The organism is Enterobacter cloacae complex sp. ESBL7, from assembly GCF_041679625.1.
Taxonomy (GTDB): domain Bacteria; phylum Pseudomonadota; class Gammaproteobacteria; order Enterobacterales; family Enterobacteriaceae; genus Enterobacter; species Enterobacter asburiae_B.
Genome location: NZ_JBGORN010000001.1, coordinates 1624266 through 1648342 on the forward strand (window position 1 = coordinate 1624266; position 24077 = coordinate 1648342).

At 57.1% G+C, this 24077-nt stretch carries 25 protein-coding genes; 18 read left to right on the forward strand and 7 right to left on the reverse strand.

Annotation, left to right across the window (positions count from 1 at the left end; genetic code table 11):
* Nucleotides 1–93 precede the first annotated feature (93 nt).
* On the forward strand, nt 94–999 hold the full coding sequence (locus ACERY3_RS08015; protein ID WP_373225422.1) for a LysR substrate-binding domain-containing protein: 906 nt from the start codon (nt 94–96) through the stop codon (nt 997–999).
* Nucleotides 1000–1022: 23 nt separating this feature from the next.
* On the opposite strand, the gene ACERY3_RS08020 is transcribed toward ACERY3_RS08015, so the two are convergent.
* Nucleotides 1023–1451: an OsmC family protein gene (locus tag ACERY3_RS08020; protein ID WP_023311893.1), complete on the reverse strand. Its 429-nt coding sequence runs from the start codon at nt 1449–1451 to the stop codon at nt 1023–1025.
* Between the two features lie 115 nt (nt 1452–1566).
* Here ACERY3_RS08020 and ACERY3_RS08025 point away from each other — a divergent pair, with 115 nt between their 5' ends.
* On the forward strand, nt 1567–2526 hold the full coding sequence (locus tag ACERY3_RS08025; protein ID WP_214575809.1) for a hypothetical protein: 960 nt from the start codon (nt 1567–1569) through the stop codon (nt 2524–2526).
* 7 nt (nt 2527–2533) lie between these two features.
* On the opposite strand, the gene ACERY3_RS08030 is transcribed toward ACERY3_RS08025, so the two are convergent.
* Nucleotides 2534–3409 carry a LysR family transcriptional regulator gene (locus ACERY3_RS08030; RefSeq protein WP_064672586.1) on the reverse strand — a complete coding sequence of 292 codons (876 nt, stop codon included), beginning with the start codon at nt 3407–3409 and terminating at the stop codon, nt 2534–2536.
* 110 nt (nt 3410–3519) lie between these two features.
* Between ACERY3_RS08030 and ACERY3_RS08035 the strand changes: the two genes are divergently transcribed.
* The 12 genes from ACERY3_RS08035 (at nt 3520) to ACERY3_RS08090 (ending at nt 17817) form a co-directional block, all read left to right on the forward strand.
* Nucleotides 3520–4371, forward strand: coding sequence for a Vmh family MBL fold metallo-hydrolase (locus ACERY3_RS08035; protein WP_202773056.1), 852 nt, complete (start codon nt 3520–3522; stop codon nt 4369–4371).
* Between the two features lie 232 nt (nt 4372–4603).
* Complete coding sequence (gene bdm, locus ACERY3_RS08040; protein WP_020884080.1) at nt 4604–4819, forward strand: biofilm-dependent modulation protein; 216 nt, start codon at nt 4604–4606, stop codon at nt 4817–4819.
* A 95-nt stretch (nt 4820–4914) separates the two neighbouring features.
* A complete protein-coding gene (gene sra / locus ACERY3_RS08045) occupies nt 4915–5052 on the forward strand; it encodes a stationary-phase-induced ribosome-associated protein (RefSeq protein ID WP_008501714.1) in 138 nt (45 codons plus the stop codon).
* 176 nt (nt 5053–5228) lie between these two features.
* Nucleotides 5229–6926 carry an NAD-dependent malic enzyme gene (locus ACERY3_RS08050; RefSeq protein WP_039262819.1) on the forward strand — a complete coding sequence of 566 codons (1698 nt, stop codon included), beginning with the start codon at nt 5229–5231 and terminating at the stop codon, nt 6924–6926.
* Between the two features lie 705 nt (nt 6927–7631).
* Nucleotides 7632–9344 carry an ABC-F family ATP-binding cassette domain-containing protein gene (locus tag ACERY3_RS08055; protein WP_373225425.1) on the forward strand — a complete coding sequence of 571 codons (1713 nt, stop codon included), beginning with the start codon at nt 7632–7634 and terminating at the stop codon, nt 9342–9344.
* Nucleotides 9345–9542: 198 nt separating this feature from the next.
* Nucleotides 9543–10553 (forward strand): alcohol dehydrogenase AdhP, encoded by a 1011-nt coding sequence (adhP, locus tag ACERY3_RS08060; RefSeq protein ID WP_023311899.1) that lies wholly within the window; start codon nt 9543–9545, stop codon nt 10551–10553.
* Between the two features lie 149 nt (nt 10554–10702).
* Nucleotides 10703–12322 carry a TIGR04028 family ABC transporter substrate-binding protein gene (locus ACERY3_RS08065; protein ID WP_373225426.1) on the forward strand — a complete coding sequence of 540 codons (1620 nt, stop codon included), beginning with the start codon at nt 10703–10705 and terminating at the stop codon, nt 12320–12322.
* 10 nt (nt 12323–12332) lie between these two features.
* The gene (locus tag ACERY3_RS08070) at nt 12333–13277 is read left to right on the forward strand and encodes an ABC transporter permease (protein WP_373225427.1); all 945 of its coding nucleotides are present in this window, start codon (nt 12333–12335) and stop codon (nt 13275–13277) included.
* Nucleotides 13274–14122 (forward strand): ABC transporter permease, encoded by an 849-nt coding sequence (locus ACERY3_RS08075; protein ID WP_373225428.1) that lies wholly within the window; start codon nt 13274–13276, stop codon nt 14120–14122. The genes ACERY3_RS08070 and ACERY3_RS08075 overlap by 4 nt, the downstream gene beginning before the upstream one ends.
* The gene (locus ACERY3_RS08080) at nt 14122–15729 is read left to right on the forward strand and encodes a dipeptide ABC transporter ATP-binding protein (protein WP_373225429.1); all 1608 of its coding nucleotides are present in this window, start codon (nt 14122–14124) and stop codon (nt 15727–15729) included. Before ACERY3_RS08075 ends, ACERY3_RS08080 begins: the two co-directional genes overlap by 1 nt.
* Complete coding sequence (locus ACERY3_RS08085) at nt 15726–16715, forward strand: putative FMN-dependent luciferase-like monooxygenase (protein ID WP_373225430.1); 990 nt, start codon at nt 15726–15728, stop codon at nt 16713–16715. The genes ACERY3_RS08080 and ACERY3_RS08085 overlap by 4 nt, the downstream gene beginning before the upstream one ends.
* A 10-nt stretch (nt 16716–16725) precedes the next feature.
* Nucleotides 16726–17817, forward strand: a complete 1092-nt coding sequence (locus ACERY3_RS08090) for an alkylhydroperoxidase domain protein (RefSeq protein ID WP_058840965.1) — start codon at nt 16726–16728, stop codon at nt 17815–17817.
* Between the two features lie 6 nt (nt 17818–17823).
* Here ACERY3_RS08090 and araJ read toward each other — a convergent pair whose 3' ends face one another.
* Nucleotides 17824–18999 (reverse strand): MFS transporter AraJ, encoded by a 1176-nt coding sequence (gene araJ / locus ACERY3_RS08095; protein ID WP_023311931.1) that lies wholly within the window; start codon nt 18997–18999, stop codon nt 17824–17826.
* Nucleotides 19000–19433: 434 nt separating this feature from the next.
* On the opposite strand from araJ, the gene ACERY3_RS08100 reads away from it, so the two are divergent.
* Nucleotides 19434–19673: a hypothetical protein gene (locus ACERY3_RS08100; protein ID WP_048983639.1), complete on the forward strand. Its 240-nt coding sequence runs from the start codon at nt 19434–19436 to the stop codon at nt 19671–19673.
* A gap of 235 nt (nt 19674–19908) precedes the next feature.
* On the opposite strand, the gene ACERY3_RS08105 is transcribed toward ACERY3_RS08100, so the two are convergent.
* Both ACERY3_RS08105 and ACERY3_RS08110 read right to left on the reverse strand, forming a co-directional pair.
* A complete protein-coding gene (locus ACERY3_RS08105; RefSeq protein ID WP_058840966.1) occupies nt 19909–20406 on the reverse strand; it encodes a YbjP/YqhG family protein in 498 nt (165 codons plus the stop codon).
* Entirely contained in the window at nt 20406–20774 is a 369-nt protein-coding gene (locus ACERY3_RS08110; RefSeq protein ID WP_373225431.1) for a hypothetical protein, read from the reverse strand. The genes ACERY3_RS08105 and ACERY3_RS08110 overlap by 1 nt, the downstream gene beginning before the upstream one ends.
* A gap of 261 nt (nt 20775–21035) precedes the next feature.
* On the opposite strand from ACERY3_RS08110, the gene ppk2 reads away from it, so the two are divergent.
* The 3 genes from ppk2 (at nt 21036) to ACERY3_RS08125 (ending at nt 22467) form a co-directional block, all read left to right on the forward strand.
* Complete coding sequence (gene ppk2 / locus ACERY3_RS08115; protein ID WP_033145639.1) at nt 21036–21854, forward strand: polyphosphate kinase 2; 819 nt, start codon at nt 21036–21038, stop codon at nt 21852–21854.
* 101 nt (nt 21855–21955) lie between these two features.
* On the forward strand, nt 21956–22144 hold the full coding sequence (locus tag ACERY3_RS08120; protein WP_048976763.1) for a hypothetical protein: 189 nt from the start codon (nt 21956–21958) through the stop codon (nt 22142–22144).
* Nucleotides 22144–22467 (forward strand): CcdB family protein, encoded by a 324-nt coding sequence (locus tag ACERY3_RS08125; protein WP_058840967.1) that lies wholly within the window; start codon nt 22144–22146, stop codon nt 22465–22467. The genes ACERY3_RS08120 and ACERY3_RS08125 overlap by 1 nt, the downstream gene beginning before the upstream one ends.
* Nucleotides 22468–22538: 71 nt before the next feature.
* On the opposite strand, the gene fdnI is transcribed toward ACERY3_RS08125, so the two are convergent.
* Both fdnI and fdxH read right to left on the reverse strand, forming a co-directional pair.
* Entirely contained in the window at nt 22539–23195 is a 657-nt protein-coding gene (gene fdnI / locus ACERY3_RS08130) for a formate dehydrogenase-N subunit gamma (RefSeq protein ID WP_058840968.1), read from the reverse strand.
* On the reverse strand, nt 23188–24072 hold the full coding sequence (fdxH, locus tag ACERY3_RS08135) for a formate dehydrogenase subunit beta (protein WP_058840969.1): 885 nt from the start codon (nt 24070–24072) through the stop codon (nt 23188–23190). The genes fdnI and fdxH overlap by 8 nt, the downstream gene beginning before the upstream one ends.
* Between the last annotated feature and the right edge of the window lie 5 nt (nt 24073–24077).

Below are 24077 nucleotides of genomic sequence, written 5' to 3' on the forward strand. Positions count from 1 at the left end.
TTGCGTTGGACAAACTTTAGCCCTTGCGGCATTAGTGAAAAACGGGCAAAAATGAAAATGACTATTCACAAACAGAAATAATCCGAGGTCATCATGGACCAGCTCATGGCGATGCGCGCCTTTACGCGGGTCGTGGAGTCCGGCAGTTTTACCCGCGCGGCGGACTCGCTGAATATGCCGATCGCCACGCTGAGCAAGCTGGTTAAATCGCTAGAGTCGCACCTGGCGATACGCCTTCTGCACCGCACCACTCGCCGGGTGGTCGCGACGCCTGAAGGGATGGAATACTATGAAAAAGCGCTCAGGGTGCTGATTGATATCGAAGATATCGACACCTCGTTTCGCGTTTCCCGCGCGACGCCAAAAGGGCATTTGCGGGTTGACGTGGGCGGCTCCACCGCCCGGGACGTGCTCATCCCTCTGCTTCCGGACTTTATGCGGCGCTACCCGGAGATCCGCATCGACCTCGGCGTGGCCGACCGGCCGGTCGATCTCATCAGCGGTAACGTAGACTGCGTGATCCGCGGCGGTCCGCTGGACGACTCGACCCTCATCGCCCGTCATCTCGGAAACGCGGAAATGGTCACCTGCGCGACGCCGGGTTACCTGAGAAATCACGGCGTCCCGGCCTATCCGCAGGAGCTGCGCAACGGCCACAAGCTGATTAGCTATCTCTCGCCCGTCACCGGACGGCCGTTTCCGTTTCGCTTCCGGCAGAACGGCGAGGCGCTGGAAATCAACATTCCGCACTATCTCGGCGTCAATGAAAGTAATGCCCATCTGGCGGCTGCCGCGGCGGGGCTGGGGATCGTTCAAACCTTTGAGTATTCGGCAAAGTCGTATTTGCAGGCGGGCACGCTGGCGGCGATCCTGGGCGACTGGCGCCCTGCCGCGTATCCGTTTCATGTGGTTTACCCGCAGAACCGGCATTTGACGCACCGCCTGAAGGTGTTTATTGCCTGGCTAGCGGAGGTGTTCCCCGCCGCGCTGAAGGGGTAGCCGGGCGCGAACCCGGCTGTGGCTTAGTTGAGCTTATAGTCCAGCGTAATCTCAGCTTTCAGGAGCTGCGAGACCGGACAGCCGGCTTTTGCTTTCTGAATAATGCCGTCGAACTGCTGTGGAGCGATGCCGGGAACGGTCACCTTGCTTTTCAGGGCAACTTTAGTGATGGCAAAGCCGCCGTCGGTTTTATCCAGAGAGACATCCGCGGTGGTATCAATGGAATCGGCGGTATAGCCCGCTTCGCCGAGCATCAGCGACAGCGCCATTGAGAAGCAGGCCGCATGTGCCGCGCCAATCAGCTCTTCGGGGTTGGTCCCCTTTTCGCCCTCAAAGCGGGTATTGAAACCATAAGGCTGCTGATTGAGAACGCCGCTCTCGGTGGAAACCGTTCCTTTTCCGCGCTTAATGTCGCCAGACCAGTGTGCCGAACCGTGCTTATGAATAGTCATTCTTGCTCTCCTTTTGGCTTACAAAGGGTTAAGTATAGACTACGCATCTGACCCACCCTGGAACACAGACAATTCCAGGACTTTCACCTGCTGTACCGACAAAAAGGATAATGATATGGCCCTAAAAATCAGGATGGCCGTTGCCGTCACCACGCTGGCTCTGTCGCTCTCTTCACTGGCGAAAACGCCGGAGAACTTTATCTATACCAGCTCGGGCGATCTCGACGCGGCGTTCCCGCTTGTTGCGCGAAGCGATATCGGCGGCGTGCAGATCGTTTACAACTGGCGCCTGCTGGAACCCGAGAAGGACAGCTATGACTTCTCGCGGATTGAACAGGATCTGGCGCGCGTTAAGGCCGCCGGAAAAAAACTCTTTATTCAAATCCAGGATCGTTTCTTTGAGCCGGACGCCCGCTACGTGCCGGACTATCTGATGCGCGACACGCAGTACGGTGGCGGGATTGCGCCGCAGTTCGATAACCCCGGCGAAGGCAAGCCGGTCGGTTCAGGATGGGTGGCGCGTCAGTGGGATCCCGCCGTGCGCCAGCGCTACCAGGCACTGCTTGCCGCCCTCGCGAAACGCTTTGATGGCGAGGTGTATGGGGTAAACCTGCCCGAAACCGCCATTGATCTCGACGAAAAAAATCCGCCCGCCGGATTTACCTGCGACAGCTATTTCGCGGGTGAAATGGAAAACCTGGCCTTTGCGCGAAAGGCTTTTCAGAAATCACACGTGGTGCAGTACGTGAACTTCTGGCCGTGCGAATGGGATAACGACCACAACTACATGGGGCGTCTGTTTGCGTACGCCAGCGCTAACAATATCGGCCTGGGTGGGCCGGACATTGTTCCCAACCGCAAGGCCCACATGAAGAATGCCTATCCCTTCTTCCATAAAAATAAACAGACGCTGCCGCTCATCGCCATGGCGGTTCAAGAGCCGACCCTGACCTATAAGGATCCTCAGACCGGAAAACCGTTCACCAAAGCGGAATTTGTCCGCTTCGGCGAAAGTTATCTCGGTGCCGATATTATTTTCTGGAGCACGGCGTCTCCCTGGCTAAAGGCGAAGTAATCCTTTCTTATGCCAGGTAGCGCGACAGTTCGTCAAGGAACACGCGCAGCGCGGCAGGCTGGTATTCCCGGGACTGATAAATGCCATGGATGGCAAGCGGTTTCGGCTCAAGCGCCTCCAGCACCGGCACCAGTAATCCCTGTTCCAGCGCGGCAGACGCTTCGCGCTCCGGCAGCATGGCGATACCGCAGTGCTTAATCGCCGCGTCCATCAACAGCGAAGAGATGCTGGCGCTCAGGTTGCCGCTGACGGCCACGCTCAGGCTTTCACCTTCCGGCGTCAGAAAGTGCCAGGACTGCCCGGCGAAAAAGCTGTAGTGCAGGCAGTTGTGCTGCGCTAATTCTTCAGGGCTGACGGGGATACCGTGCTGTGCCAGGTACTCCGGCGAGGCGCAAAGCACCGAGCGACACTCCCCCAGCCGGCGGGCAATCATGCCGGGTTCGGGGTTGTCGGTAATGCGCACGGCGACATCAATGCGCTCTCCCACCAGGCTGACCGGGTGGTTATTCACGTCCAGCTCGATGCGCAGCTGCGGGTAGCGCGAGAGCAGCTCAGGCAGGACCGGCGCAATCAGGTGCATGGCGGTAAAATGGGCGCAGGCCACCCGCAGCGTGCCGGACGGCAGATCTTTCTCCGACTGGCCCTCGATTTCCTGCGAAATCTGCGAGAGCGTCCGCGTTTTTTGCAGCACCTTTTCCCCTGCCGCGGTCAGCGTCAGCTTGCGCGTGGAGCGGTTTACCAGCCGCGTTCCCGCCCACTTCTCCATTTGTTCAAGGTAGCGGCTCACCATCGGTCGGGAAATGCCCAACGCGCGGGCCGCCGCGCTCAAACTGCCCAGCTCGCATATCCGGTTGTAAACCTGAGCGGCGATAACGCGATCCATATAAGCTCCATTTGCTCGATTTATGAAACTAAGCATGTCTTGTTTCAGGAATTCTGGCAAATGAGAATATCCGTACAATAGACACATTCCTGAACAACAGAGACAACAGCATGAAATTCACTCACCTTGCCCTGCTTTCCACCCTTTTCACTCCTGCGGTTTTTGCCGCGCCGTTAACCATTGATACCTATAACCCGCAGGAAAAAGGCATTTTCCCGGTCTCCTCCACGCTGGTTTCCGGCCCGAAAGAGGCGGTGCTGTTTGACGCGCAGTTCAGCGTGAAGGATGGCGAAGCGCTGGTAGAGAAAATTCGCCGCAGCGGTAAAACCCTGAACAAGATTGTGATCACCTCCGGCGATCCGGATTTCTATTTTGGCCTGCAGCCGCTGGTCAAAGCCTTCCCGAATGCCAAAGTGGTGGCCACGCAGCATGTGGTTGACCATATTAAAGCCACCAAAGACGCCAAGCTCGCCTTCTGGGGCCCGCAGATGAAGGACGGCGCGCCAACGGAGCTGGTCGTCCCGCAGGTGCTTGCCTCCACTACGTTCATGGTTGACGGGGAAAAGGTCGACATCGAACAGCCGGACAGCTATGCGGCCTATGTGTGGATCCCGTCGGCAAAAACGATCCTCGGCGGCACCGGGGTAGCCTGGGGTATTCACGTCTGGACGGCAGACACCCAGACGCCGGAAAGCCGCAAGCAGTGGCAGGAAACGCTGGAAAATATGGCCGCGCACAAACCTGAGCGCGTGATCCCGGGCCACTATCTGGGCACCCCACCAGCGGGCACTGGCGCGATTGATTTTACCCGCGACTATCTGCAGCGCTTTGAAAAGGCTTTAGCCGCGCATAAAGATTCCGCAGGCGTTATCAATACCCTGAAAAAACAGTATCCAGGCCTGGCTGACGAAAGCTCGCTGGAATTAAGCGCCAAAGTGAATACTGGCGAAATGAAGTGGTAATTTAAAAACGGCTCCTGCTATATTTCCGCGATAGCAGGAGCCCCGCCAAAATATCCCCACCGTTACCCGTCGATATAGCCACACCTTTTAAAAGCGCATAAAAGCATGCACTTATGTCATTTTTATTTCTAAGATGAATCTGAACCACAACCGGGAAAATATTTGCCATTCTGTTTATGAATTAAATTTTTTGCGAGCCGTACCATTAAACAGACAACGACACGGAGGCAGCATGTTTACTTATTACCCGGCTAATACCGCAGCAGCACAACCTGAACTCGTTAACGCGATTGCGCAGGGTCTTCACGCCGAGCACGGTGCTGTGACTGAAGATGACATTTTGATGGAACTGACCAAGTGGGTGGAATCCACGGATAATGACATCCTCAGTGACATCTACCAGCAGACCATTAACTACGTCGTCAGCGGGCAAAACGCATCCTTGTAAAAACCTGCTAAGCTGGATCTGCAACCTAAGGGGTTACATTTCGTTTGCGTAAGCAAACTGGTCCTTAAAACTATCAACAGGATTGAGGAGTTAACATGAAATCGAACCGTCAGGCACGCCATATTCTGGGACTGAACTACAAGCTTTCAAATCAGCGTAAAGTGGTGATTGAAGGCGACCACGAAACGCAGGTCACTCACGCCACCGGCAGAAAACGCCACGCCGGCAAGTAAGTTCCAGACTGAGATCCAGAACACCATCGGTAATCCCGGTGGTGTTTTTGTTTATGTGTTGCGGTAATTAATATTTAGCTCCTTTATAATACCGCCTGACCGCACCCCATCGCACAGGCCAGAAAGATGACAAACAGCAGTGTCAGGGACGGATCTTCATAAAAAGAGTGAGTGACATGGACAACAAACTGAAAAAACATCGTTCCTTATACATCCCATACGCCGGACCGGTTTTACTCGAATTCCCCCTGCTCAACAAAGGCAGCGCCTTCAGCATGGAAGAGCGCAGCAGCTTTAACCTGCTGGGTTTACTGCCCGAAGTGGTTGAAACCATTGAAGAACAGGCGGAGCGCGCGTGGATCCAGTATCAGGGTTTCAAAACCGAAATCGACAAGCACATCTACCTGCGCAACATTCAGGACACCAATGAAACCCTCTTCTATCGCCTGGTGCAGAACCATCTCGAAGAGATGATGCCGGTGATCTACACCCCGACGGTGGGTGCGGCCTGCGAGCGTTTCTCAGAGATCTACCGTCGTTCACGCGGGGTATTCATCTCCTATCAGAACCGTCACAACATGGACGATATTCTGCAGAACGTGCCAAACCATAATATCAAAGTGATTGTGGTGACCGACGGCGAACGTATTCTCGGCCTCGGCGACCAGGGCATTGGCGGGATGGGGATCCCAATCGGTAAACTCTCTCTCTACACCGCCTGCGGCGGCATCAGCCCGGCGTATACCCTGCCGGTGGTGCTGGACGTCGGGACCAACAACCAGCAGTTGCTCAACGATCCGCTCTATATGGGCTGGCGCCATCCGCGCATTACCGACGACGAGTACTATCAGTTTGTCGACGATTTCATTCAGGCCGTGAAGCACCGCTGGCCGGACGTTCTGCTGCAGTTTGAAGACTTCGCGCAGAAAAACGCGATGCCGCTGCTGAACCGCTATCGCGATGAGATCTGCTCCTTTAACGACGACATCCAGGGCACCGCGGCCGTGACCGTGGGTACGCTTATCGCTGCCAGCCGCGCAGCCGGCAGCCAGCTGAGCTACCAGAAAATCGTCTTCCTGGGCGCTGGCTCTGCGGGCTGTGGTATCGCCGAGCAGATCATCGCCCAGACGCAGCGCGAAGGCTTAAGCGAAGAGCTGGCCCGCTCCCGCGTCTTTATGGTTGACCGTTTCGGCCTGCTGACCGACGCTATGCCGAACCTGCTGCCGTTCCAGAACAAGCTGGTGCAGAAGCGCGATAACCTGAAAAACTGGGATACCGACAACGAAGTCCTTTCCCTGCTGGACGTGGTGCGCAACGTGAAGCCGGATATTCTGATCGGCGTTTCCGGGCAAACAGGCCTCTTCACCGAAGAGATCATTCGCGAGATGCACAAGCACTGCGAGCGCCCTATCGTGATGCCGCTTTCCAACCCGACCTCCCGCGTGGAAGCCACCCCGCAGGACATCATCGCCTGGACCGAAGGTAACGCGCTGGTCGCGACCGGCAGCCCGTTCGACCCGGTGGTGTGGAAGGATAAAACCTATCCGATCGCCCAGTGCAACAACTCTTACATCTTCCCGGGCATTGGTCTGGGCGTGATCGCCTCCGGCGCGTCCCGCATTACCGATGAGATGCTGATGTCGGCGAGCGAAACCCTCGCGGGCTACTCGCCGCTGGTCAACAACGGTGAAGGGCTGGTGCTGCCGGAGCTGAAAGACATTCACAAGGTGTCGCGCGCTATCGCGTTTGCGGTAGGTAAAATGGCGCAGCAGCAGGGCGTGGCGGTGAAAACCTCTGCCGACGCGCTGCAGCAGGCCATCGACGACAACTTCTGGAAACCTGAATACCGCAGCTATCGTCGTACCTCGATTTAATCCGCTCCGACCGGTCCCTCTCCCTTCGGGAGAGGGACTTTCAATAAATTCATTAACCAGTAGCGATTCAGATTCTCGAAGCGAAATGATTAACTTGCAGCCACGCCCTGGTCCGGCTGTAAATCGCCGAGGCGTTTCCTGCAGGCCGGGGCGAGGCGCAGGGATGCGCCGAGAGGGCGGGCTTTACAGGGATGTTACCTCCGCCCATCCCCGATAAGCCGGAAGGAATAAGCCGAGGGCACCGCGAAGCGGCGATTTACCGCCGGGAGCCCGGGTCGCCAGGGTGGTGGCGACTGAGCCACCCTGGCACGTTCACAGGTCATGTCGTTACAGAGTAGCAAGGAACATAAAGTGAACGGAATGACCACTACAGCCGTATGTTCCCCTCACCCTAACCCTCTCCCAAAGGGAGAGGGAATTAGATTCGCCCCCCACTAGCCAAACTCCTTTTCCCCCGCTACACTCCCTTCATCCATTAACCTACTGAATATATAAGGAGGCCAATTATGCTGTATCGTGAAATTTTCAATGTTTCACATACATTTGGTGATCGCACCAGCTCAAGCGTTATCGGTATCGTGCTGCGATAACTTCTGCTTGAGCGAAGACACCAACCCCTGAAATCCCTTCTCTCGGGCTTACTGAGTTATCGTCAGCGATGTTTGACGAGGCATAAACATGCCTGTAACTCTTGGGTAAGCAACAATGAGCACTTTACTCACTGCACAATCTTTACGCGTTGATACGGCGTTTGGCACGCTCTTCGACTCACTCTCCTTTACGCTGAAAAAAGGCGACCGCATTGGCCTGCTGGGCGACAACGGCTGCGGCAAAAGTACGCTGCTGAAGGTGCTGGACGGCACAGATTCCCCCGCCGCCGGAACGGTCGCGCTGGCCGGGCACTGCCTGATGGCGCGCGTGGAACAACATCTTCCGGACGCCATTTCCCCGCTGACCATGCTGGATGCCGTACTCGCACAGCTACCTTTAGCCGAGCGCGATAGCCTTCGCTGGAAAGCCGAAACGCTGCTGGCAGGCATGGGCTTCACGCCGCAGGATATGACGCTGCAATCCGCCACGCTGAGCGGCGGACAGCACACGCGCCTGCTGCTGGCGCGGGCCCTGATTCACGAGCCGGATCTGCTCCTGCTCGATGAACCCAGCAACCACCTTGATTTGCCGACCATGCTCTGGCTGGAACACTTTCTGCAGAACTGGTCAGGCAGCTTCGTGCTGGTCTCGCACGACCGACAGCTGCTGGATGCCGTCACTAACGGCAGCTGGATCCTGCGCGATAAAACGCTGCACTACTTCGCCCTTCCCTGCACGGCCGCCCGCAAGGCGCTTGAAGCAAAGGATGAAAGCGACGCGCAGCGCCACAAGGCGGAGCAAAAGGAGATCGACCGCGTGACCGCCAGCGCGAAGCGGCTGGCGACCTGGGGCAAGGTTTACGACAACGAAGACCTGGCCCGCAAAGCCAAACAGATGGAAAAACAGGTCGAACGGCTGAAGGAGAGCCAGACGGCGCTCACGGCAGGCAGCCCGTGGACGTTAACCCTGCGCGGCGACGCGCTGCGGGCCGACCGTTTGCTGGAAATGGAGAATCTCGACGTTCCTCCTGCACCTGGCCTGCCGGCGTTATTCAGCATCGAAATGGCGCGGCTAAAAAGCGGCGATCGCGTGGCGATTGTCGGTCGTAACGGCTGCGGCAAATCGTCGCTGATGAGGCTTATCTGGCAACAGTTTGCCGATGAGTCCGCAGACTACGGGTTGAAAATCCATCCGCGCGTGTCGCCAGGCTATTACGACCAGACGCTTCACCAGCTTGCGGACAACGCCACGCTGCTCGACGCGCTGGAGCCTTTCGCACCGGATCCGCAGAACCGCAAAATGGCGCTGATAAGCGCGGGTTTCCCGTGGTCGCGTCACGGGCAAACGGTCAGCACGCTCAGCGGCGGCGAGCGCTCGCGCCTGCTGTTCGTTGGCCTGACGCTTGCCCGCTACAGCCTGCTGATGCTGGATGAACCGACCAACCACCTCGACATGGAAGGCAAAGAGGCTCTGGCGCAAACCCTTCAGCAGTTTGAAGGCGGCGTCCTGCTGGTCAGCCATGATCGTCAGCTAATTAGCCAAAGCTGCAACCGTTTCTGGCTGATTGAAGAGGGAAAGCTGAGCGAGTGGCACGATGCAGAAGCGGTGTTTGAGCGCCTGCGTGAAAGCGCGGGGCTGGCGACATCCACCGCGCCCGCCATCGACGCGGCGACGGTTCCATCCTCGCCGTATGACGATCTGCTCGAACGGCTGGTCGCGCTGGAAGCGCTGCTGGAAGACGATCTGGCGCGTAAGCCGAAGCATCAAAAGCCGCAGCTGCAGGCGCAATGGCGTAAAGAGATAGAGGAGATAGAGGCACAGCTGTAAGTCTGCGCCCGGCGAGTCTCTCTCGTCGGGCCAGTATTTTCCCCCTAAATTATTAGAGGAACGCCGTATTCTTATTCTGAAAATGGATTAAATAATGACATTATGTTGCCGTTGCCTTGCATTACAGCGCCAAACCACTAATCCTTGAGGGGTATTACACCTGCTATGCAGATACTCATCATGAACAAGGAGATACACATGAAGGCTGCTGTTGTCACTCAGGATCATCAGGTTAACGTCACCGAAAAAACCTTACGCCCGCTAAAGCACGGGGAGGCCCTGCTGAAGATGGAATGCTGTGGCGTATGCCATACCGATCTCCACGTGAAGAACGGTGATTTCGGCGATAAAACCGGGGTTATCCTGGGCCACGAAGGGATTGGTATCGTAAAAGAAGTCGGCCCCGGCGTGAAGTCGCTGAAAGTCGGCGACCGCGCAAGCGTGGCCTGGTTTTTCGAAGGCTGCGGCCACTGCGAATACTGTAATACCGGCAACGAAACCCTGTGCCGCGACGTGAAAAACGCCGGTTACTCCGTTGACGGCGGCATGGCGGAAGAGTGCATCGTTACCGCGGACTACGCGGTAAAAGTGCCGGACGGTCTGGAATCCGCTGCGGCCAGCAGCATCACCTGCGCCGGCGTTACCACCTACAAAGCGGTGAAGGTCTCTGGCATCAAACCGGGCCAGTGGATTGCAATTTACGGTCTGGGCGGGCTGGGCAACCTTGCGCTGCAGTACGCCAAAAACGTCTTTAACGCCAAAGTCATCGCTCTCGACGTTAACGACGAACAACTGAAGCTGGCTGCCAGCATGGGTGCGGATTTAACCATCAACTCCCGCAGCGAAGACGCCGCAAAAATTGTGCAGGAGAAAACCGGCGGCGCGCATGCCGCAGTCGTGACTGCCGTCGCAAAAGCGGCCTTTAACTCCGCCGTTGACGCCGTGCGTGCCGGTGGCCGCGTGGTCGCGGTTGGCCTGCCGCCGGAAGCGATGAGCCTCGACATTCCGCGTCTGGTGCTGGACGGCATCCAGGTGGTAGGTTCCCTGGTCGGCACCCGTCAGGATCTGCAGGAAGCCTTCCAGTTCGCCGCTGAAGGTAAGGTGGTGCCGAAAGTCACGATGCGTCCAATCGAGGACATCAACGCCATCTTTAAAGAGATGGAACAGGGCCAGATCCGCGGCCGTATGGTGATCGACCTACGTTCATAATCGTTCACTTTTCATTACCGCTCCTCGCTGGGGCGGTTTTTTTATAGCCATTTTCCGGCAATCCTTATCTTAATTCCTTTGTTCCCTTGTTTTCCCGCGCGCCCGATGATGAATCCGACGCTAACAAGAAGATAACAAAGGAATTCACCATGCAAACCCCATTTCGTCTGCCGCTGCTGACGGCGCTGATTCTGGCGACAACCGCAGCCTGGGCAGCAGATGCGCCCGTCAAAGGCGGCACGCTGATTTATCTGGAGCAACAGGCGCACACCAACCTCTATCCGCCTGCCGGTGGCTTTTACCCGAACGGCGGCATTCTGAATCAAATCACCGACAAACTGACGTGGCAGAACCCAAAGACGCTGCAGGTGGAACCCTGGGTGGCCGAAAGCTGGACCACCAACGCCGATAAAACCGAATACACCTTTAAGCTTCGTCCCGGCATCACCTTCTCCGACGGCACGCCGCTGGACGCGAACGCCGTGGCGAAAAACTTTGATACCTACGGTTTAGGCAACAAGGCGCAGCGCCTGCCGGTGTCAGAAGTGATCAATAACTACGATCGCAGCGAAGTCATCGACCCGCTGACCGTGAAGTTCTACTTCAAAAAACCGTCGCCGGGGTTCCTGCAGGGCACCGCCACCATTGGCTCGGGTCTGGTCTCGCTCAGCACGCTGAAGCGCAACTTCGAAGAGCTGGGAGATGCCCGCCACATCATTGGTTCCGGCCCGTTTGTGGTGAAGGACGAGAAGCTGGGTCGTGAGGTGACGCTCGAAGCGCGCAAAGACTACCAGTGGGGACCGAAAAACCTGGTGCAACAGGGTCCAGCCAATCTCGATGGCATCAAGTTTATCGTGACCCAGGAAGACAGCGTGCGCGTCGGCGCCCTGCTGGCCGGTCAGGCCGACTTTATTCGCCAGGTGCAGGCGTATGATGAAAAGCAGGCGACCGATCGGGGCTATAAGATCTACGCCGCCCCGACGCGCGGGGTGAACGACAGCATCAGCTTCCGCCCGGATAACCCGCTGGTCTCCGATATTCGCGTTCGCCAGGCGCTGCTGCATGCCACCAATGCAAAACAGGTGGTCGAGACCCTCTTCTCGGCCAACTATCCGCAGGCGAAGTCCGTGATTGCTGGTTCCGCCGCAGGCTTTGTCGATCTCAGCGACAAATTGACCTTTGACCCGGCAAAAGCCAACCAGCTGCTGGACGAGGCGGGCTGGAAAGCAGGCGGCGACGGGATCCGCGCCAAAGACGGCCAACGTCTGGCGCTGACGGTGTATGAATCCCTGCCGCAGCCGCAAAACAAAGAGGTGCTGCAGCTGGTTGCCCAGCAGTGGCGCCAGGTGGGCGTGGCGCTGAGCGTCAAAGCCGGAGACGCAGGCAGCCGCACGCTGGATAACCTTGACCCGCTGAAAACCCCGTTAACCGTCTCCGAAGTGGGCCGCGCCGATCCGGACGTGGTGAAAAGCATGTTCTACCCGGCTAACCGCGACGCGCTGCTGCAAAAAGGCGGATCCAGCGACAAGGTCAAAAACTTCCGTGACGACAGGCTGAATGCGCTGCTGGTGAACATTTCGGCTGAGGTCGATCCGCAAAAACGCCTGCAGCTGGCGGGGGACGCCCAGCGCTACCTGCTGGATAACGCCTACGTCATTCCGATTTTCGAAGAGCCGCAGGTCTTTGCCGGTGCGCCGTGGCTTAAAGGCGTCAATTTTGAAGCGGTAGGCCGCCCGTCGTTCTACGGCGCGTGGATTGAGAAACACTGAGGAGCTGACGATGCGCCACGCACTTCTTCAACGCTTTGGGCACGGGCTGCTGGTACTGTGGGCCGCCTTTACCCTCTCGTTCGTGTTGCTCCAGGTGCTGCCGGGCGACGCGGTGCTGATTAAATTTCAGAACCCGGACCTGGGCTTAAGCCCGGCGCAAATCGAGGAAATGCGCGTGGCCTACGGCGCGGACAGCCCGCTGTGGCAGCAATACGGCCACACGCTGCTGGCGATGCTGCGCGGGGATTTCGGCTATTCGCTACAGGCCGGCGTGCCGGTCAGCGAGCTGATTGCCAGCAATCTGCCGGATACCCTGAGCCTCGCCCTGCCCGCGTTTGTACTCGCGGTCCTGCTGGCCTTTGCGCTGGCCTTTGCATCGCGTCTGCCGGGTCTGCGCTGGCTGAGCAATACCCTTCAGTCTCTGCCGGTCCTGTTTATCTCCTTACCCACGTTCTGGCTGGGGATTGCCCTCATCCAGCTCTTTTCTTTTCAGTTGCGGCTGATCCCGGTGATTAACCCGACGCCGCTGCAGGGGCTGATCCTGCCGATCGTGACCGTCGCGATCCCGATCTCCGCCCCGCTGGCGCAAATTCTGATGCGCAGTCTGGACCAGGTGGCGACGCAGCCGTTTGTCGCCGTCGCCCGGGCCAAAGGGCTTAGTGAAACCGCCGTCCTGCGGCGTCACGTGACCGGCAACGCCCTGCTGCCGGTCCTGAACATTGCCGGGCTGCTGCTGGGCGAGCTGATTGCCGGGGCGCTGATCACCGAAACCGTTTTTGGCCGCAGCGGGCTCGGGCAGCTGACCCAGCAGGCGGTGAATAATCAGGATATCGCCGTGCTTCAGGCGGTGGTCATGATTTCCGCCCTCGGTTTTGTCCTGATCAATCTGCTGGTGGATCTGCTGATGCCGCTGCTGGATCCCCGTCTGCAAACCGTTACCGGAGGTGCATCATGAGTCTGGTCGATTACGCGGCCGCCGCGCGAAAACGCGTTCCAGCCTGGCAGGCCGTGGAATGGCAACCGGGACTGTGGCTGGCGTGGGGGGTGATTATTCTCGCCGCTTTTGCCGCCGTAGCGCCCGGCCTGTTAACCCACTACAGCCCGATTGAGGGCATCGCCGGGGCACAGCGCCTGGCACCGCAGGCGGGACACTGGCTCGGCACCGATCAGCTTGGCCGCGATGTTTACACGCGTATTGTCTACGGTGCATCACACTCCCTGAGCGCGGCGCTGGCCGCCGTGACGATGGGGCTGGTGGTCGGTACCGGCTTAGGGGTGATTGCCGGAGCGTTCGCCGGACGCGTCGAGTCTCTGCTGATGCGCTTCGTCGACGTGTTGCTCTCCATCCCGTCTCTGCTGCTCTCGCTGACGGTGATTATTCTGCTCGGGTTTGGCACCGTTAACGCCGCGATTGCCGTCGGCGTTGCCTCCATTGCCAGCTTCGCCCGCCTCGCGCGCGGTGAAGTCGTGCGTATCCGCCATACGGATTATGTCGAAGCGGCGTTTGGCAGCGGCGGGACGTTTTTCGCCGTGCTGTGGCGACACATCCTGCCCAACGCGTTAACCGCCGTCCTGGCCTTTGCCACGCTGCAGTTTGGTCAGGCTATCCTGGCGCTTTCCACGCTGAGCTTTCTCGGCTACGGCACCCCGCCGCCGGTGCCGGAATGGGGCTTACTGATTGCCGAAGGCCGTAACTATCTCTCTACCGCCTGGTGGCTCACCACCTTCCCCGGCGCGGTCGTCATCGCCGTGGTGCTGGCCACCAACCGCATCAGCCAACAGTTCAGCGGAGGTCGCTAATGACCGTGCTCTCAGTGGAAAATTTGACGATTAGCTACCGTACCGCGCGCCAGTGGCGAGAGGTGGTGCATAACGTCAGCTTCACGCTCGGACGAGGGGAAATGCTGGCGTTCGTCGGCGAATCCGGATCCGGCAAGACGACCACGGCGCAGGCGATCATTGGCCTGCTGGCCGATAACGCCCGGCGCGATGCGGGAAAAATATCGCTCAACGGGGAGGAGATTAGCCGATGGTCCGCGAAGCGCCTCGATACCCTTCGCGGGGCGCGAATTAGCCTGGTACCGCAGGATCCGGGTAATTCGCTCAACCCGGTGAAGACCATCGGTGCGCAGGTCGGAGAGATCGTTCAGCTCCACCAGAAGGTGACCCGCGCCGAGCGCGACGAGCAGGTGCTCGCCCTGCTGACAAAGGTCGGCCTGAGCCACCCCGAACAGCGCATGAAGCAGTATCCCCATCAGCTCTCCGGCGGGATGAAACAGCGCGTGCTGATTGCCATCGCGATAGCGTTGCGCCCGGACGTGATCGTTGCCGATGAGCCCACCAGCGCGCTGGATGTGACGGTGCAAAAACGCATTCTCGACCTGCTGGATATCCTGCGCCGGGAATCGGGTACCGCCGTTCTGTTTGTCACCCACGATCTGGCGCTGGCCGCACAGCGCGCGGACAGGCTGCTGGTGTTTCGCGATGGCGAGGTTCAGGAACAGGGGAACACCGGCGATATCGTCCGCACGCCGCAGCACGCCTATACCCGCCAGCTGTTGAGCGATCTCCAGGGCCAGCGCCTGACCATCGCCCCGGTGGCCGGTCTCCCGCTCGCGTCCCCGGCCATTCGCGCCCGCGCCATCAGCAAGCAATTCTCCCTGGGCAAAGGTCATCAGCTTCAGGCGCTGGACCGGGTGACGTTTGACGTCAGGCGCGGCGGCACGCATGCGCTGGTCGGTGAATCCGGCTCCGGGAAAACCACCCTCGCCCGTATTTTGCTGGGTTTTGAACAGGCGGACAGCGGGCAGGTCATCATTGATGATATTGATGCCACCACGCTCAGCCGCGAGGCCCGCCGTCAGCTGCGCCAGAAGATCCAGTTCGTCTACCAGAACCCGTTTGCCTCTCTCGACCCGCGACAGACGCTGTTCGAGATCATCGAGGAGCCCCTGAAGAACTTTTCTCGACTCAGTAAGGCGCAGCGAAAGCTCCGGGTGGAGACGGTGGCGCAGCGGGTTGCCCTGCCCGTCGAATTCCTGACCCGCACCGCCCGGGAGCTTTCAGGCGGACAGCGCCAGCGCGTTGCCATTGCCCGGGCGCTGATCCTGGAGCCGACCATTCTGGTGCTGGACGAAGCCACCTCCGCGCTGGACGTCACCGTGCAGGCGCAGATCCTGGCTCTGCTTCAGCAGCTGCAGCAGCAGCTGAGATTGACCTACCTCTTTATCACGCACGATCTGTCAACCGTCCGCCGGATCGCTCACAGCGTCACGGTGCTGCGCGGCGGTCAGGTGGTCGAACAGGGCGACGTCGGAACCTTATTCGCGTCGCCGCAGAACGACTATACCCGCGAGCTGATTGACGCCATTCCCCATTTTTCACCCGCTACGGAGGAGTTCGCATGACGCGAAAACGCCTGGGATTTTTCACCCGCCTGCTTGACGACGCTGCGCCGAAGGAGCGCTATCGTCTGGCAACTGAACAGATCCGCCACGCCGAACGCCACGGTTTTGACAGCGCCTGGATTGCCCAGCACCACTTCCACGAAAGTGAAGGCGGCCTGCCGTCGCCGCTGCTGTTTCTGGCGCACGTAGCCGCGCATACCGAAACCATCCGGCTGGGCACGGCCATCATCACCCTGCCGATGGAAAACCCGCTGCGCGTCGCGGAAGATGCCGCCGTGCTCGATTTACTCGCCGATGGCCGTCTTGAGGTCGGTTTTGGTTCGGGCGGCACACCGACCTCATTTCTGCCGTTCGGACTGACGTTCGAGGAGCGCGGCGCGGCGTTTGCTGACCATTTGCATGTGATCCAAAGCGCCTGGCGCGGGGATTCGCTTACCCATCCGGATAACCACCTTTACCCGCCTGCGCCACAGCTGGCCGACCGTATCTGGATTGCCACCTTCTCTGTGGACGGAGCCGTTCGCGCCGCCCGGGCCGGACACGGTTTAATGCTCTCCCGCACGCAGCCGCGCCCGGCAGATCGGCTGGATTTAACGCTCGACGAGATCCAGAACCCGATTGTGGATGCCTACCTTGAAGCGCTGCCTGCGGGCATCGCACCGCGCATTCTGGCCTCCCGTACGGCGTTCGTCGCCGACAGTGACGACTATGCGCTCAGGGTCGCAACGCCGGGCCTCACGAAACAGGCCCAGCAGCATCGCGCTGCCGGGCACGTGGTTAAAGGTGACAGCGTCACCGACTATCGCCGTCAGTTTGATGCGCATATTGGATCGCCCGATACGGTGCTGCATTCGCTGAATGCCGACTCCATTCTCAGGCGCGCCACGGATATCTCATTCCAGGTCCATTCGGTCGAACCCTCGCATCGCGACACGCTGCGGTCCATCGAACTGATCGCCGAACGTATTGCCCCCCACATCCTTTGAGGAGACACCTATGTCGTTAAGTCAGGACATTCTCGCCGAGCTGGCGGAAATTAAACCCGGTTCCCCTCTGGCAGAGGCGCGCGCCACGCGTGATGCCGCCACGCGCCACGCGCAGGGCAGCTACGAAATCCTGTTTAGCCAGCAGGATGCTGATTTTGCACTCGACGAGCGCTTCGCCGTGGCGGCAAAAGTCGCCAGGTGGCACAGCGCGGAGGCGCTGGCCGCGCACTATGCGGGGTTTGGCCTGGCCGATCCCACCTCAGAACGCCTGACCCCGGCGCTGAATTTCGCGCGGCTGCTGACGTTCTCCCCCGTCGAAGCCACGCCCGCAGCGTTAAGGGCGCTGACCCAAGCGGGATGGAGCAAGGAAGGCATTGTTACCCTGGCGCAGCTTATTGCGTTTGTGAGCTTCCAGAGCCGACTCATCACCGGGCTGCGGCTGCTGAATGACAGGCCCGTCGCCAAAAGCGATGCGCCGGTGGCGGCAGGCATCTGGCACACGACCGCAACAACGGTCACTGGAAAGGCGGCCCCCGTCGCGTTCACCCAGCAGGAGCTGGGATGGGAACCGTGGATAGCGGCCAAACCGCTGGCGGATTTCAGTGACGATGAGGTTGCCATCCTGGCGAAATTTGGCCATACCGATTCCGAGTACTTCCGCCTGCTGGCGCGCAACCTGCCGGTGCTTGAACAGCGCACGTTAACGGATAAAGGCATTTTTTATACATCGGGGGGATTGCCGCGCGCCGAGCGCGAGCTGGCCGCAACGGTAGCCAGTAAAATCAACGGCTGCATTTACTGCGCATCTGTCCATGCGCGCAAAGCCAGCCAGCTGTCAAAGGATGACGCGGCGGTAGAGGCCCTGCTGGCCGTGAGGCCGGGGCGGTCCCTGAGCGAGGGGCAATCCGCACGCTGGCAGGCGGAAATCGATTTTGCGGCGGCGCTGTCGGTCACGCCGCCTGCCGCCACGCCGCTGCACCTTGCCGCGCTGGAAAAAGAGGGGCTGGATACCTTAGCGCAGCTCGATCTGGTGCAATCCGCCGCGTTCTTCGCCTGGGCCAACCGTCTGATGCTGACCCTGGGTGAGCCCTGGCTTGCCTGAAGCCTGTCAGGCTAGCGCGCGAGCGTTAGCCTGAGCCCGCCTGGCCCGCAGGTGGCCGTAGATCAGCAGTGCACTCATGGCTGAGAAAGAGAGTATTGCCGCCGGCAGCGTGACGTAACGCCAGCTAAAGCCGAGGACAATCATCATTCCGCCAAAGTACGCGCCAATCGCACTGCCGAGATTAAACGCCATCTGTCCCCCTGCCGCCCCCAGCATCTCACCGCCCTTCGCATTTTGCAGAAGCAGAATTTGTAGCGGCGCAGAGAGCGCGAACAGCCCGGCACAGCAGATAAAGCCCATGACCAGCGAGGCCGTTTTCAGTTCACCAAAGGCAAAAAGCAGCAGCAGCGAGGCGACAATCACCATGTCGGTGGTGGCCGCAATGCGCAGCGGGCTAAAACGCCCCGAGAGCTTACCGCTCAGCAGATTGCCCAACACCATGCCAAGCCCCATCAGCATCATGATGGCCGTCATCATCCCTTCTGAATAACCGGAGACGTTGACCATAAACGGCTTAACGAAGCTGAACCACGCGAACACCCCGGCGTTGCCAAACATGGTGGCGGCAAAGATCAGCCAGGGTTCTGGTTTTTTCAGAAAGTGGAACTGCTCGGTCAATTTGATTTCTGATGTGTCGCGGATGTCCGGCACCCAGAGCAGAACCGAAAGGATCACCAGCGCGTCGAACACGGCAATCAGAAAAAAGGTATAGCGCCAGCTGAACTGATGCCCGAGCCAGGTCCCCAGCGGAACGCCCATCAGGTTGGCCACGGTCATGCCAGCGATCATCCCTGCCACCGCGACCGTCACCCTACCCGGCGGCGCAATTTTAGACAGGATAATCGCCCCGACGCCAAAAATAGCCCCGTGCGGAAAGCCGGAAATTAGCCGCCCCACCGCCAGCCAGAAATAGGATGTGGAAAAGGTGAACAGGGCATTGCCGACAGCGGACATCGCCACCAGAAACAGCAGCGTGGTTTTTAACGAGAACTTGCCTGAGAACAGCGCCACAATCGGGGCGCCAATCACCACGCCGAACGCATAAAACGAGATCATATTCCCGGCGGAGGGAATCGAAATACCGGTGTCATGTGCCAGCTCGGTTAACACGCCCATAATGCCAAATTCGGCCATTCCCAGGCCAAATGTGCCAAGCGCCAACGAAAAAATTGTCTTTTTCATACTTCAACCACTGGTTAATCACACGCGACGGACATTATTGAATAATCTTGTATGGTGAGCCAGTTCAAATCCGATGGCTGGCAGGTTAATCCATTAATTCAGGAGTTTTCTCCCATTGCTACGCGGCGGGAATGGCAAACAAAAAGCCCCGACTGGTGTCAGGGCTTCAAAGGATTTAAGGTTTATCTTTTACAGTTCGCTTTCTGCCGCTGATTTAGCGCGTGTAATAGCGCCAGCATTGAAAATTGGGTGCTCGTGATTGTTCGTTAGCAAAAAACCTGTCAGCGGTCTTAATGAATGCGTCCCGTAGGACGCACTATAAGGTCACTTACATTGAAAATCCGCATTATGATCAAGGTTATTATTAGCGTGCTTAGTTACCATCAAGCCTCAGCTCACCCATGCAGCAACATGGGTGCAATCAGCAAAGAGGAATGGCTGATAACCTCTTGATAAGGAATTTTTTTATGCCGCATCATGATGTGAATATTAAGCTAAACACAAGCACTAAAACCTTTGACGACGTTAACGGAGAAATTACTGCAATCAAATTACTTATTGGCTTGATTGCTACAAAACTCACCCAAGATTGCCGCGATAACTTACTTAGCGAGTTAAATTCGTTAGGAAAGCCAGATCTAGCGAAAATGTTGGAGCAGTTTTTTCCCAAGTGAAGCAAAGTAAAGCTTAATTGAAGCAAAGGGACGAGGGGATTCGTAAGAAAAACTCGTCCTTTTACATTTAATACACCGCTATTTTATTACATGAGACATCTCTCTATCTGCTTGTTTAAATTGCTAATGGTGGGCCTTAACTGGATGTGCCGAAAGCACGACCGGGCGCGCTCCGTACACCTGGTACGCGCAATAAAAAGCCCCGGCAGGTGCCAGGGCTTGTGAGGTTTATTCTTTACAGGCCGCTTTCAGCAGCAGACTTCACGCGAGTTATTGCACCCGAGTTAAATATTGGATGTTCATAGTTATCGCTTACATCACGAACCCTGTATATCTTCCATTTATCAGCCTCACGCCGAACGAAAACTTCCAGTTCTAACTTCCCGCCGTTTTCCTTACCAATCCAAACTGGCATTACCTCACCACCCAAAAGGGGTTTCGAGGTACCGACAGTGAGCGCCGATATCCACGACGGGTCATAATCCTGCGCGTAAGCGAAGTAATCAGAGCCAAGTAAATCTTGTTCGGGTATCGACTCTATATCGTCCAGTCTCTTGAGCGTGTCTGCAGAGACATATTCGCTCATTTCCGATAGTGGGAATTCTCTGTCACTACTGGTAAGGGTCGGTAGATATGCTGCGTAGAAAGCTCGGACGCGGTCTGAAGCGCTGATATCGGGCTTAACAGTACATGCGGAAAGCAGACACGCAAACAACACCATTGCAGCTCGCATCAATTCTTCCTGTAAATTTTGAAAGACGGTTGAGCCGCGCGATACCCCGGTCCAGGGTACATGCCGTGTTGTCGGAAATCGGAAATCCACTGTGTGCCGTCATACATTGTCATATGTCCGCTTGAGTTTCCGCCCTGATAGGGTTGAATGACAGCAACATCGCCACTTAATAATATAGAACCCGGCGGAACTTCATGAAATCCCGCTCGCAGTAATGATGGCCCGTAATCTTTTGCGTTTAGCGTTCTCTCCAGCCTGACGCCACCTGCTTTTATTGCTTCCCTGGTAAACGTTGCACATTCGTTATGTGAACGACCGAGAGCGCGTGATCGGAGGTGTGAAACAGCAGCTTCTTTATTCCAACTCATTCTTAGTTCCTTTAAGTAAATAAGACCGAAATTATCACGTTAACCACATTTAGCATGTGGGATTAAACGTGCTGATTTTTCGCATCCGTGACGTTCTAAAAGGGGAACGGGTGCTAAGCACCTTCGTGAATACCTAAGTTACTGCTTGAAAAAGTGTTGTTAAATTAATTACCTAAAAACAATACGTATAATATCAGGTGGATTACACTTCATAGTGCGGCCTCGCTTTTTTCCGCGCCGGACAATCTGAGGATGACCATCATGGGAAGCAAAAAGAAAACCAGTGTCGCTGTTGATGTCGTAAAGAATGCTCCGTTAAAGACCAAAGAGTATGAACAAGAGCTACGTCGCCTCCACGTTGAACTGGTTAAGCTCCAGCAGTGGGTTGTCGCCAAAGGGCTAAAGGTGTGTATTGTTTTTGAAGGACGCGACGGAGCGGGTAAAGGCGGCACCATTAAAGCGATCACCGAGCGCGTCAGCCCTCGCGTGTTTCGCGTTGTTGCCCTCCCTGCACCCACCGAGAAAGAGAAAACCCAGCTCTATTTTCAGCGTTATGTTCCCCATCTACCTGCCGCCGGGGAGATCGTCATTTTCGACCGCAGCTGGTACAACCGCGCGGGCGTCGAGCGGGTAATGGGATTCTGCACCCCCGAGCAGGTTGAAAAGTTTCTAGATGGTGCGCCGGTGATGGAAAAAGCGATGGTGGATGCCGGGATTATCCTGCTGAAATACTGGCTGGAGGTCACGCCTAAAGAGCAGGAGCGCCGCCTGCGCGACCGTATTAACGATGGTCGTAAAATCTGGAAGCTATCGCCGATGGATATTAAATCCTTTAACCTGTGGGACGAGTATACCCTCGCGCGCGACGCCATGTTTGAAGCGACAGATACCGCCTGGGCGCCGTGGTTTGTAGCGCGTTCAGAAGATAAAAAACGCGTGCGCCTGAATATTATTTCGCACCTGCTCACCCAAATTCCCTATAAAGAAATTCACGTCGAAAAAGTGGATTTACCGAAACGTAAAATTGGTAAAGTCAAACCCACAAAATATCCGTTCCGGTATGTGGAGGAGCGGTTCTGAAATTACTGGAATACGCCTCGCAGAATGTAGATTACCAGGGGATACGGTATTGTTTTTTGTTGGCTGCGGTTGATAATGACCGCACCAACAAAGGAGATACTATGACATACCCAGCAGAGCACACACCCTCCCAACGCATAAAATCGGCAAAACCGTCGAGCAACACCGCACCAGACTCCGCTGACCCGCGTCAGCCATCAGAAGCGGATCGTTCATTTATTCGCTCAATGAATGAGTTTGTCGAAAAACATGGAACCATTACTGATGATGAGTTTTTCAGGGTGCTTTAATGCTGAGACAATTTAATGTTTTCCGAAATACATCTGCGGCCACCCGGGATAAGCTTCCCTATTATATGCTCATTCAGGATGATTGTTATGATGATCTTGCCACGCGCGTCATTGTGCCGCTCGCGAGAAATAATAAATTACCGTTATGGCAGAGCCATCTGGCTCCAGGCGTAAATATCGATTTTGAAACATTTCTGATTTATTCGCCAATGATAACCAACCTTAACAATAACAAAATAAATCCTAAAGACTTTGTTTGTAACTTACGCCACGCACGTCATGACGCTATAGCGGCAGTTGATCGTTTATTGACTAACACATGACGCCAGCCGGTCAGGCATTTGCCCTGTCTGCGCAAGCGCAGCGCCGCCGGGCAAAGCCGACGGCGCAGGTCTTACTTCATTCCTTCCGTGCTTTCCCGTTTCGCTTCCAGTCGTTCCACATCACGATACCAGCGCGGGTGGTGTTTCTGCGCCCAGCGGCGGCTCACCTTCCCTTCAATCATCCCTTTAATCGATCCTTTGACCCAAAACGCCATATACATATGGATCAGGATGGCGTGGATCAGAATGATGGCCGACGTGGCGTGGATCAGCAGTGCGTAGCGAATCACCTGAATTGGGAAATACTGCGCAAAATAGGGACGCCAGATAATCACCCCGGTCACCAGCAGCACAAAAATCATGCTCATGATGGTCCAGAACATCATCTTCTGCCCGGCGTTGTATTTCCCCACCTTCGCGACCTTATGCTCGTTGCCCTTCAGGACTTCGACGATCCCTTTCACCCACGGGATATCCTGCTTGTCCGGGATGTTGTGATGGACAAAGCGCACGAACATAAACATCAGCACCACGAAAATCAGCACGCCAAAGAACGGGTGCAGAATGCGCCCCATCTGCGGCGTGCCGAAGGTTTCGGTCAGCCACTGCAGCGTCGGGAAGAAGAACGAGATCCCCGACACCGCCACCAGGAAGAAGCAAATCACGACCGTCCAGTGACAGGCGCGGTCGATAAACTTTGTGCGCACAATCATTTTCGACTTACTCATGGTGTTCCTCCTCGTCGTCATCCACCTCTTTGTTTGGCCCGATACCGATGTAGTGATAAATCAGCCCGGCAAAGGTGGCGATAAAGCCCGCCGCCGAGAGCGGCTTAAGCGCTCCTTTCCAGAGGTTGATGGAGGTATCGATCGCCGGATCCTTCGGCAGGTTGTGGTACAGCTCAGGCTGGTCGTTATGGTGCAGCACATACATCACGTGCGTACCGCCCACGCCCTGCGGGTTATAAATGCCCGCATTCTCGTAGCCGCGCGCTTTCAGCTTGTCCACGCGCTGTTGCGCCACGTCCAGCATCTCTTTTTTGGTGCCGAAGTGGATGGCCCCTGTCGGGCAGGTTTTCACACACGCAGGCTCCTGCCCGACGCTGACGCGGTCCACGCACAGGGTGCATTTGTATACCCGGTTATCCTCTTTATTGAGGCGCGGGATATTAAACGGACAGCCCGCGATGCAGTACCCGCAGCCGATGCAGTTGTCCTGCTGGAAGTCGACGATACCGTTGGCGTACTGAATAATCGCGCCGGCAGACGGGCACGCCTTCAGGCAGCCCGGATCTTCACAGTGCATACAGCCGTCTTTACGGATGAGCCATTCCAGCCTGCCGTTCTGGTCGGTTTCGCTAAAGCGCATCACCGTCCAGGATTTGGCGCTCAGATCCGCCGGATTGTCGTAGACCCCCACGCAGTGCCCCACCTCGTCGCGGATATCGTTCCACTCCGAGCAGGCCACCTGGCAGGCCTTACAGCCTACGCAGGAGGAGACGTCGATAAGCTTGGCGACCTCTGCCTTATAGTCCCGCGCGCGGGGCGCGGGGGTAATCGGGTTGGTCGCGGAGCGTTTGATAACGTCTTGTGTTTCCATCGCCATTGAAT